The sequence below is a fragment of the Nonomuraea sp. H19 genome, from assembly GCF_052068215.1.
Lineage (GTDB): Bacteria > Actinomycetota > Actinomycetes > Streptosporangiales > Streptosporangiaceae > Nonomuraea.
The window spans coordinates 1-10,433 of record NZ_JBQHCV010000075.1; the positions used below are offsets into that span (position 1 = coordinate 1).

General features: G+C 69.1%; 11 protein-coding genes. 2 read left to right on the top strand and 9 right to left on the bottom strand.

The window, feature by feature from the left end:
• Positions 1–201: 201 nt before the first annotated feature.
• From ACTMTI_RS55970 to ACTMTI_RS56000, 7 genes are all read right to left on the bottom strand, one after another.
• Positions 202–1,314: a serine hydrolase domain-containing protein gene (locus ACTMTI_RS55970; RefSeq protein ID WP_441129248.1), complete on the bottom strand. Its 1,113-nt coding sequence runs from the start codon at positions 1,312–1,314 to the stop codon at positions 202–204.
• Between the two features lie 86 nt (positions 1,315–1,400).
• A complete protein-coding gene (locus ACTMTI_RS55975; RefSeq protein ID WP_441129249.1) occupies positions 1,401–2,606 on the bottom strand; it encodes an ABC transporter permease in 1,206 nt (401 codons plus the stop codon).
• The gene (locus ACTMTI_RS55980; RefSeq protein ID WP_441129258.1) at positions 2,607–3,257 is read right to left on the bottom strand and encodes an ABC transporter ATP-binding protein; all 651 of its coding nucleotides are present in this window, start codon (positions 3,255–3,257) and stop codon (positions 2,607–2,609) included.
• A 5-nt stretch (positions 3,258–3,262) separates the two neighbouring features.
• Complete coding sequence (locus tag ACTMTI_RS55985) at positions 3,263–4,324, bottom strand: peptidoglycan-binding protein (protein ID WP_441129250.1); 1,062 nt, start codon at positions 4,322–4,324, stop codon at positions 3,263–3,265.
• Entirely contained in the window at positions 4,321–4,863 is a 543-nt protein-coding gene (locus ACTMTI_RS55990; RefSeq protein ID WP_441129251.1) for a hypothetical protein, read from the bottom strand. Before ACTMTI_RS55990 ends, ACTMTI_RS55985 begins: the two co-directional genes overlap by 4 nt.
• Before the next feature lie 13 nt (positions 4,864–4,876).
• Positions 4,877–6,310 carry a S41 family peptidase gene (locus ACTMTI_RS55995; RefSeq protein ID WP_441129252.1) on the bottom strand — a complete coding sequence of 478 codons (1,434 nt, stop codon included), beginning with the start codon at positions 6,308–6,310 and terminating at the stop codon, positions 4,877–4,879.
• 8 nt (positions 6,311–6,318) lie between these two features.
• Positions 6,319–7,593 (bottom strand): alpha/beta hydrolase family protein, encoded by a 1,275-nt coding sequence (locus ACTMTI_RS56000; RefSeq protein WP_441129253.1) that lies wholly within the window; start codon positions 7,591–7,593, stop codon positions 6,319–6,321.
• 116 nt (positions 7,594–7,709) lie between these two features.
• Between ACTMTI_RS56000 and ACTMTI_RS56005 the strand changes: the two genes are divergently transcribed.
• Together ACTMTI_RS56005 and ACTMTI_RS56010 are read left to right on the top strand one after the other, a co-directional pair.
• Complete coding sequence (locus tag ACTMTI_RS56005; protein WP_441129254.1) at positions 7,710–8,363, top strand: response regulator transcription factor; 654 nt, start codon at positions 7,710–7,712, stop codon at positions 8,361–8,363.
• 53 nt (positions 8,364–8,416) lie between these two features.
• Complete coding sequence (locus ACTMTI_RS56010) at positions 8,417–9,589, top strand: sensor histidine kinase (protein WP_441129255.1); 1,173 nt, start codon at positions 8,417–8,419, stop codon at positions 9,587–9,589.
• 23 nt (positions 9,590–9,612) lie between these two features.
• On the opposite strand, the gene ACTMTI_RS56015 is transcribed toward ACTMTI_RS56010, so the two are convergent.
• Positions 9,613–9,939: a hypothetical protein gene (locus ACTMTI_RS56015; protein WP_441129256.1), complete on the bottom strand. Its 327-nt coding sequence runs from the start codon at positions 9,937–9,939 to the stop codon at positions 9,613–9,615.
• Positions 9,936–10,433: amino acid ABC transporter ATP-binding protein (locus ACTMTI_RS56020; protein ID WP_441129257.1), on the bottom strand; the 498-nt coding region annotated here is incomplete at its 5' end. The genes ACTMTI_RS56020 and ACTMTI_RS56015, both read right to left, overlap by 4 nt.

The window sequence follows — 10,433 nt, forward strand, 5'->3', positions numbered from 1 at the left end:
TCATGTCTTGAGAACTCACATGATCATCGGGAAGGTACACCCCTTCCCGACCGATCCACAGGTCTCAAGCATTGCTCGCATATCCGTTGGATCCTCGGCTGAAGCTACGGGAACTCAAGGGTTATTAGTTACTACCGGGACCCTGGTAGTCGGCAGTTAGGGAGAACGATGGGCCCCTCTCTGAGGGAGCCTGGCCAGAGGCTATTGCGTGGGGCAGAGCACTGCCTGGGAGACCTTCGGGATGGCTTGACCGAGACTGGGCATGTCAGCGGCCACTGTTGCGGACACGGCGAGTTGCAGGCGGCCGTCGGGGGAGGCGGAAGTCACGGAGAGGGAGCCGGGGCCAGCGCCCAGGAACGGGTCGGCGCAGCGTGCGGGATCTGCAGCCTGGCCCCGGCTGAAGATGATGTCCTTCAGTTCCGGACGCAGCAGCTTGCCCTGCTGGAAAGCCCGGAAAAAGGCCGAGAGGTCGCGCGCCGTGGAGATCACGCCGCCAGCCGCCCACGCGTGGGTAGCGTTCACCTCGTCGGCGTCGCGTAGCTTGCCTTGCTCGTCGGGGTGATAACCGTGGCCGTGCGGTTCCTTAATGCTATCGGTGGGTTTGGTGGGCAGGTAGGTACGGGTCATATTCAAGGGGGTGAACAGCCGCCGGTCATATTCCTGGCCGAGCGTTCTCCCAGTCAGTTTTTCAATGATCAGGCCGAGCAGGACGTAGTTGGTGTTGGAGTAGGCAAACTTCTCACCCGGTGCCTGCCGGCGGGGCAGTTTCCGGGAGATTTGCACCAGGTCGAGGGGGGACCTGTAGCTGGTGTCGAAGGGCTGGAGTTGTCCAGGGTAGTCGGGGATGCCGGAGGTGTGCTGGATCAGCTGGCGCACGGTGATCTCGTCGGCCCGCTCCACGAGGCCCTGTTCGGCCACGACTGGCAGGACATGGCTGAGCTTGTCGTCCACGTCGAGCTTGCCCTCGTGGACCAGTTGCAGCAGGACCGTGGCGGTCATGAACTTGGTCTGGGACCAGGCCCGGTATTGGGAACCGGAAGGGATCGTCCCACCCTGGCCGTCCAGTAGGCGGGAGCCGGCGGTTGCGTGGGCGACGCGCCTGCCATCGTAGTAGGCCTCCGCGATGATGCCTACTACGCCGGTCCGCTTCGCCAGCTCATTGATCGCCTGCTGCACATCGGCATTTGTTGGCACCTCGGTTCTGGTGACCGAGGAAGACAAGCCCGTGGAGGCAGCGGTGGCGGAGGTGGTGGTGCTGAGGAGCAGCGTCGCGCAGGCGAGTCCGGCGACGACGGCGGTTCTTGCACGAATCATCTTGTAAATCCTTCCGATGCGGAACGTACGGGCGGGAGAACGTGGCGCTTTCCGTGGCTCTTAGAGACGTCGACCTGAACACAGGATCAGGTCGCGGCAAGGGCTTCGGTGGGGGACAGGCGGGCGGCGCGAATGGCCGGATACAGGCCGGCGATCGCACCGACCAGTACGGTGGCCGCGATCCCGCCGACCATAGCCCAGAGCGGTACAACAGCAGGCCAGGCCTGGGTACTCGCGTACAGAGCAGTCACAGCGGCGCCAGCCAGAACGCCGGCAAGGCCACCGAGAGCGGACAGCACCAGAGACTCGGTGAGGAACTGCAGCCGGATCTGGCCCCGGGTCGCGCCGAGCGAGCGGCGCAACCCGATCTCGGCGCGGCGTTCCAGGACTGAGATGACCATGGTGTTGGCCACCCCTACCCCGCCGACCAGCAGGGCGACGCCGCCCAGGCCGAGGAGCAGCCCGGTGAAGGCGCGGTCGGTGGCCTGACGGGCGGCCAACGCGTCGGAGGGCCGGGACACTTTAACCTCGTTGGGCGCCTCCGGGTTGGCAGTGGCCGCCAGCACCGCCCGAACCGCCTCAACGGCGCTGTCCGTGGTACGGGTGTAGATGGTGGTGGGACGCTCGTTGAAGGCCAGATACGCTGTGGCGGCCGGCCAACCGATCAGCGCAGCGGCGTCCAGTTCGTCAGCCAGCGGCACCGGCGCCAGGATGCCGATGACGGTGAACCACCTGCCGCCGAGATACACCTGGAGGTCCGGGCCGGCATCGCCGATGCCGAGCCGCCGGGCTGCTGTGGCACCCAGGACGACGGCCGGGTAGCGGGCGGTGGAGGCGTTGAGCCAGACGCCCTGGGCGATGTTGGCGCCGACCGTCCGCAGTAGGTCCAGGTGTGCGGCCTGCACGGAGATGCCACCGCTTTGGGCCTGTGGGATGCGGTCGTTGCGGTAGACGTGGGCGTCGGCGATCGCGCCGAGCGCGGCCACCTGCTCCACGGGGCCGATCCGGGAGATCATCTCGACGGCCTCGCGGGGCAGCGTGGCGTCCTCGCCGAACACCGTGTCGCCGGGCGACACGGTGAGCAGGTTGGTGCCCAGCGCGTCCAGCGTGCGGTCCAGTTCGGCCCGGCTGGAGGAGGAGATGCCGACCACGGCGATCATCGCCGCGATGCCGATGGCGATGCCCAGCGCCGACAACACCGCCCGCAGCGGACGGGTGCGCAGCCCGGCCGCGCCCACCTGCAGCACGTCGCGCGGATGCAGCCGGGTGGGGGACAGTTGGTCCATAGGCATTCAGATCACCGCCCCGTCGCGCATGGCCACCTGGCGGGGCAGGCTCGCGGCGATCTCCCGGTCGTGGGTGATGACCACGACCGTGGTGCCAGTGGCGTGCAGGTCGTGCAGCAGCGCCATCACGCCGGCGCCGGAGGCCGAGTCGAGGTTCCCGGTGGGTTCGTCGGCCAGCAGCAGCCCCGGCTCGCCGGCCACCGCCCTGGCGATGGCCACCCGCTGCCGCTGCCCGCCGGACAGCTCGTGCGGCCGATGGCCGAGCCGGTCGCCGAGCCCGACCCGGACGAGCGCGTCCTTCGCCCGGCGCAGGCGCTGTCGCTTGGGCATGCCGGTGTAGAGCAGGCCGTCGGCGACGTTGTCCAGGGCGGGCAGGCCGGGGGCGAGGTGGAACTGCTGGAAGACGAAGCCGATCCGGCGGGCGCGCAGGGCCGACAGCCGGCGGTCCGGCAGGGCCGCCACGTCGTGGCCGTCGATGCGGACCATCCCGGTGGTGGGCCGGTCCAGGGTGCCGATCAGGTTCAGCATGGTCGACTTGCCTGAGCCGGACGGCCCCACGATGGCGACCATCTCGCCATGTTCGATGGACAGCGTGACGCCGTCCAGGGCCGTTACGCCTCCGGGGTAGGCCTTGGTCACGCCCTCCAGTTCGACCATGGGGCTCATGACGGCATTCCCACCGTCATGCCCTCGCGCAGGCCCTGTCCGCTCACCTCGACCCGGCCGCCGGAGAACAGCCCCGTGCTCACCGGCACGATCCGGGTGGCCGCGCCGTCCACCGCCTGGACGCCGTACCCGCCCTCGGCGAGGGCGAGCAGCGCGGCCACCGGCACGGTCAGGACGTTCTTGCGGCTGGAGGCGGTGAAAGCGACGTCTACCGATGCCTGGTCGAAGGATGCCTTCGCGCCGCTGATCGCGATCGTGACCTCGATCTTCGTCTCCGGGTCCTCCGACTCGCCGGCACCGCCGCCACCGGTGTCGATGACGACCTGGGTCTTGGTGATCTTCCCCTTAACAGACTTGCCATTGGGCAGTTCGACGCCTACCGCAGCGTTCTTCGAGGCCAGACGCTGCTCGGACACCTCCAGCTCCACGGTGACCACCCGTGAGGTGCCCGTGACGGACAGCACCGCCGTTCCCGGCTGCAGCGCGTCGCCGACGGCGGCCTCGTGGGCATCCACCCGCACCGGCCCGGCCGCGTACACGACCCGGCCGAGTTCGACCGTGCCCGTTTGCGGCAGGCCCAGGTCCTCCTCCCAGTCCCGCACCGCCGAGGCGGTCTGGGAGGAGTAGGTCTTGTCCACGGTGAAGCCCTCGTATCCGAGCGCGCGCAGATTGCGCTCGAACTGCTCGACGTCGGCGCCCTCGACGCCTGGTGACAGCGCGCGGTAGGCGGGCAGCGAGCCGTACAGGAGTGTGACCGGGGTGTCGTCAACGCGGTAGACGTCCTTGCCGCGCCTGATCGTGGCGCCGACGGGCGGCATGCGGGTCAGGGTCCCGGCCAGCTTGCTCGACAGCACCGTCGCGGGACCGTGGCCGAGCGTCCCCGCCTTGCTCTGGGTGTCCACGAGGGTCTGCCGGGTGACCTTCGCGGTCGCCGGGGGCAGGCCGCCCGCCGCCGGCCGCTGAGGTGCGCCTGCCGTGCCGCCGTCGAGCCAGAGCCAGGCCGCGGCGCCGAGCACCGCCGCGGCCACGGTCCCGAGCACCCATCTGGCCGGGGTCACCCGCTGCTCCAGGTCTGGCTCGGTGCGCCCGATGGAGCGGCTGGCTGGTACTTCGCACAGGTCTGCCGGGCCGCCTGCACCTTCGGGTCGTTCGGATCCATACCTGTCTCGGGGCCGATCTTGAAGCCGCCGTTCGCGTCCGGGTCCGGGAACTTGGGCACGCCGTTGTCCCGCATGCATTGGGCGAACTTGCGCTGCTGCTCCACCTTCTGCGGGTCGGCCTGCTCCGGCTCGCCGCCGTTGGGCAGGTGTTGCCTGCACTGCTCCATCGCGGCCTTGGCCTTCTGCGGATCGGCTCCCTCGGGGAGCCTGACCTGGATACGCCCGTCGTCGCCCTGCGGGTCGGGCATGTCGACGCCGTGCTCGCGCATGCACTGCGCGAACTTCAGCCCACCATCAGCCCCCGAGGAGCTGGGGGCGGCGCTCGCCGTGGAGGTGGGGCTGCCCGCGGTGGCGACCTCGGCGCCGGTAGAGGCCGGACCGCAAGCGGCCAGGCCCATGGTCAACAGGCTGAGCGTTATGACTGCCGTGATACGCATTGGACGTCCTTCTCTAGTCGGCGAGCACGGTCAGCGCTTTGGCCAATACGGGATCGCGGCCGGTGGACACGTCCTTCGCGGTCATCGGCACGTAGTGGTGGGGCGGCGTGCCGATGCGGTTGATGACCTCGCGGTTCGGCCCGAGGTGGTAGAGCGCGGGCAGGAGCAGCACGCTGTTGTCGTCCAGTGGGTACGCGCTGGACGGCCCCGAGATGACGCCGGCGGTACGGGTGCCGACGAGCGTGCCCAGGCTGTGTGCCCTCACCGCGGAGGTGAAGTGGTCACAGGCCGAGGCGCAGTCGCGGTCGGTGAGCACCGCCAGAGGCAGGTGCAGCAGCGGGACGCTGTCGTCGGTGCGGCTGGCGTTACACGTGCCGGCGGCGTCGCACAGGTACGCGGTGACCTTGCCGTGCGCGAACGCGCCGAGCAGCCGGTTGGCCTCTTCCGGGGAGCCGCCGCGGTTGCCGCGCAGGTCGATGACCACTCCCTTCGCCTTGCCCAGGTCGGTGATCGCCTTGAGCGCGGTGTCGGCCGCCTTCGGCGAGAATCCGGTCAGCCGGACGTAGGCGATACCGTTGTTCAGGAGCTTCGCGGTCACCGGCGCCACGGCCTCGGCCTTCGGCTCATACAGGGTGGGCTTGACCGTTACCGTCCAGGTCCGGCTCGTGGCCGGGCGGCGCAGCTTGAGCCGGACCGCAGACGTCTGCGGGTACTGCGGGTAGAGCATGTTCACCGCGCCCGCCGACAGGACGCCGCCAGCGAACGGCGGGGCGCCGTTGACCGCCTCGATGATGTCACCGGGGCGCAGGCCTTGCTCGGCCGCCGACCCGCCCAGCACGCTGCGGACGTACAAGGGGGGCAGCGCCTGTTGCGGCGCTCCGGTCGTCGTACCCCTGGACGGGAAGGTGGCGATGCCCAGCCCGTACTCCTGACCTGGCTTGGAGCCAGGTGGCAACTCGGTGCGCTGCCACCTGGCGTGATTGTCACCCAAGGCGCGGATCATGCCGTCGAGGGTCGCCGCGGCCAACGCCTGCCGCAACGCGGCGTCGTCCGGCAGCAAGCCGGTCACGCGCTGGTAGACGGCGCTGAAGGCGTCCCAGTCGCCCTCGCGGTCGCCCGTCAAAGCGGGCATCACCGCCTCAACCCTGTCCCGCCCGTTCCGGTACAGCTCCTGGGCGAACGCCGCGAACGCCGGGACCAGCAGCTTGCGGCCGTCCAGGACCTTGCTGTCGTAGTAGTGGTCGAAAATGCAGTTGTAGGCCTGCTTGATGGTGGCGATCGTGGTGGCCTTCAGCGGCTCGGGCCGCCCTGGGCCGCTGGCGGCGGCACATGCCGCGACGTCCTGCTCGGCCCGCGCCGCTGTGCCTTGTTCGGCCTGCGCCGCCGTGCCCGGCACCAGGAGCAGCGCTCCGAGGGACGCGGCGAGCAGTCGTGTGATCGTCGACAAGGGGTTCCTCACTCGAAGAAGCGAACGTTGCGATACTTCTCGGACGGGCCGTCCAGCAGGCTGCCGTCGTCCCCGCGCAGATGGCGGTCGAAGAAAGCGGTGACGTAGGCGCGCTCGGTGGCGGCTGCCCGCTCCGGGTCGAGCGTGCCGACCGTCTGGGTCAAGGCCTCGGGGATGACCTTCATCGCCGCCAGCTGGTGGATGATCGACTTGGCGTCTGTGTAGCTGGCGTGCGTCGTGCCGACGATGGACAGGAAGTACCGCTCACCGCTCAGCTTCTTCCAGAAGCCGGACATCAGGGCGCCGAGCTGGTCGGGTCCCTTGCCGTTGCTGCTCATGACCATGAAGGGCCGCTTGCCGATCTGGGTGGCGACCTGACCCGCCAGCTCGGCCGCCTGCTCCGGCGTCGTTGTCGACGGACTGACGGGCACGGTTGGGACGACGCTACCGTCGAGGTCGATCCCGGCCTTGAACCGCGAGTCGTTGGCCATGCCTTGGGCGGCGGTCGAGCCGCCCAGGGAGTGCCCGAACACCCCGATCCGGTCCAGGTCCATGCTGTCGGCCAGTCCTCGGGGCAGCGAGCGGCCGGCGGCGAGCCGGTCGAGCACGAACCGCGTGTCGGCGATCCGCACCTTCATCACGCTGTAGGCGCCGTCCTTGTCGAGGCCGGGCCGGACGGTCTCGAGCCGTCCGCCGGGGAACTGCACAGCGTCGGCGTCGTAGGTGTGGTCGATCGCGATGACGACGTATCCGCGGCCGGCCAGGTCCTCCACGAGCGTGGTGCCCAGCCAGCGGGACTCCCCCGCGCCCGGGGAGTAGAGCACTACTGGGTACGGGCGGGACGAGGGCCGGACCGGGGCGCCGCCGCGGGCGTGGGTGAGCGGGAAGCGCACCTTGTCCAGCGAGATGTCCACGTCGCCCAGCTCGAGCTGCTTGGCCATCTGCTCCAGGTTCCGGGTGGTCGTGGTCCGGTAGTGGGCCAGTTCCTTCGGCTCCATCCAGGCAGTGATCGTTCCGCCGCGCCTGGCCGGGTACCACAGGGTGACCATCAACTCGCGGTCGTGCTTCGTCTCCCACCAGGGATCCTGCCGGCCCCGATCCACCAGACGCATCGACACCGTGCCGATGTCGTACGGGCCAGTGGGCGCCGGCAGCGTCAGCCGCCGAGCCGCAGCCTGCGCGGCCGCGGGCGGCGCCACAGCCAAACCGAGGGCGAGACCCGCCGCCCCGGTCAAGAATCTGCGCCGGCCGAAGGCGGCGGCGCTGTGCATGTCTTCTGCCATGGCAGATGGGTCTATCGAGGCCGCGGTTTCAGAAAAGTATCGTCCCCATCGGCTGATACCTTCCTGAAACTCCGGCTACGACAGGGTGCGGGGAGACGACCTGGAAGGAACGACACGTGCGCATACTCGTGATCGAGGACGACGAGGAGATGGCCGAGGCCATCGCCGACGGCCTGCGCCGCATGCGCATGGCCGTCGACGTCGCGCTCGACGGCCCCGCCGGGCTCACCCGCGCCGTGGACAACGACTACGACGTGATCCTGCTCGACCGCGACCTGCCGGGTATGCACGGCGACGACGTCTGCGCCGAACTGGTGGTCACGGGCTGCCGCAGCAGGGTGCTCATGCTCACCGCCGCGGCGACGAATGAGGACCTCATCGACGGGCTCGGCCTGGGAGCCGACGACTACCTGCCCAAGCCGTTCGACTTCGCGGTGCTGGTGGCCCGCATCGGCGCGCTGGCGCGGCGCGCCCACCCCGCCATCCCCCCGACCCTCCGGCATGGGGATCTCGTGGTGGACACCGCGCAGCGCCTCGCCTACCGGGCGGGCCGGCAGTTGGTGCTCACGCCCAAGGAGTTCGGCGTCCTGGAGTTGCTGCTGGCCTCCCGAGGGCGCACGGTCTCCGCCGAAGAGCTGCTGGAACGCGTATGGGACGAGTTCGCCAACCCGTTCAGCCACACCGTCAAGATCACGATCAGCCGGCTCCGGTCCAAGCTCGGCGATCCGCCGATCATCGAGACGGTGTCCAAGTCCGGCTACCGCGTCTGAAGGTTCCCATGCCGGCCACCAGTCGTTCCCGTGCGCCCCGCCGTACCGTCCGCATGCGCCTGACCCTGGTCTACGGCGCGCTCTTCCTGCTATCCGGCGCCAGCCTGCTCGCCGTCACGTACGTGCTGGTGGCCCATGCCACCAGCGCCGTCGTCTTTGATGGGCAGGACGGCAGCCACCTGATCGGCTCCGCCGACGGCCTCACCGACACCGGCCCGCACCTGCTCGGCGTACCGGACGGACTCACCCCCGAGCAGGTTCAGGCGCAGGCCGACCGCATGCGCGCCCAGGCCGTGCGCCAGCACGAAGCCGAGCTGCGCCAACTCCTCACCCAGTCCGCGACCGCCCTGGCCATCATGTCGGTCCTCTCGATCGTCCTGGGCTGGATCGTCGCAGGCCGGGTCCTGCGCCCACTACGGACGATCACCAGGAGCGCACGCCAGATCTCCGCGACGAACCTGCACGCGCGCCTGGCACTCGGCGGACCGGACGACGAACTCAAAGAGCTCGGCGACACCTTCGACGAACTGCTCGGCAGACTGGAGGCCGCCTTCAACGCCCAACGCCAGTTCATCGCCAACGCCTCCCACGAACTGCGCACCCCCCTCGCCCGGCAGCGCACCATGGTGCAGGTGGCCCTCGCCGCCCCTGACGCCGACGTCGAATCCCTGCGCACCGCTCATGAACGGGTGCTGTCGGCCAACGCCCAACAGGAGCGGCTGATCGAGGCGCTGCTCACCCTCGCCCGCAGCGAGGCCGGACTCGACCACCATGAACCCTTCGACCTGGCCGACCTCAGCGATCACACCATCCACACCCACCGCCCGGAAGCAGACCGCCGGGGAATCCGCCTGGACGCCACGCTCGACTCCGCCCCGGCCTCCGGCGCGCCCCGCCTCGTCGAACGTCTGGTGACCAATCTCGTGGACAACGCGCTGCGCCACAACGTCCCCTCCGGCACCGTCCATGTCACCACCGGTCTCTCGGACGAAGGCGCCGTGCTCACAGTGGTGAACACCGGACCCATCATTCCCGAGACGGAGATCGACCGGCTGTTCCAGCCGTTCCAGCGCGCCGGCACAGCCAGGGCCGGCCGCGAAAGCGGCCTCGGCCTCGGGCTATCCATCGTCAAGGCCATTGCTGCCGCCCACGGCGCGCAACTCGACGCCCAACCACGCCCGGAGGGCGGGATGCGCACCACCGTTACCTTCCCGCCGCACACGTAGCGTTCCTCTGATACCCCCGACCGTCACCGCCTTAGGCGATGCTTGGGACACGGCACACCGCTGCATCCCGGCCACGAGGCAGCCGAGCAAAACCCGAAGAGCATCGCGCCGAAGGTGAGTTCGATAGGGACCCTGATGCCGCCGAGCACAAGCGGATCGAACAGGTACTGCCACACCACGTCCCACTGCCAGCGTTCGTTGGTGAAAACACTGTGCACGAACATGGCAAGGGCCACCGAGAGCAGGATGTAACCGATCCAACGCCATGGGTGGTTTCGCTGAATGATCACCATTCTCGGCGCGGCCGGTCGTTCGGCAGTCGACTGCTGAACGAATGGGGTCTGTGTCATGGCTGCAACCTCGCAAGGAATTCCTGGGTACGCGGGTGGGCTGGATGACCGAGCACGTCATCTGGTGCCCCGTGCTCGACGATCTGGCCGCTGTCCACGAAGGCGACCCGGTCAGCCACCTCCCTCGCGAAGGTCATCTCGTGGGTGACGATCAGCATCGTTACGCCGGTTCCGGCGAGCGCACGCATCACCGCAAGCACTTCGCCGACGAGTTCCGGATCCAGCGCGCTGGTCGGCTCATCGAAAAGCATCAGCTTCGGATCCATCGCGAGCGCACGCGCAATGGCAACCCGTTGCTGCTGGCCGCCAGACAGGTGCCCAGGGTACTGATGCATCTGTTCCATGAGCCCAACCTGCGTCAGCAGATGCTCTGCTTTCTCTCGGGCGGTCGCCTTGTCCTCCCGGCAGACGATGAGCGGCGGCCGCGAAGTCCGGCCGGTCCAGTTCCAACCTGGAAGCACTGGCAGCGCCGGACAGCGCCAGGTTGACGGGAT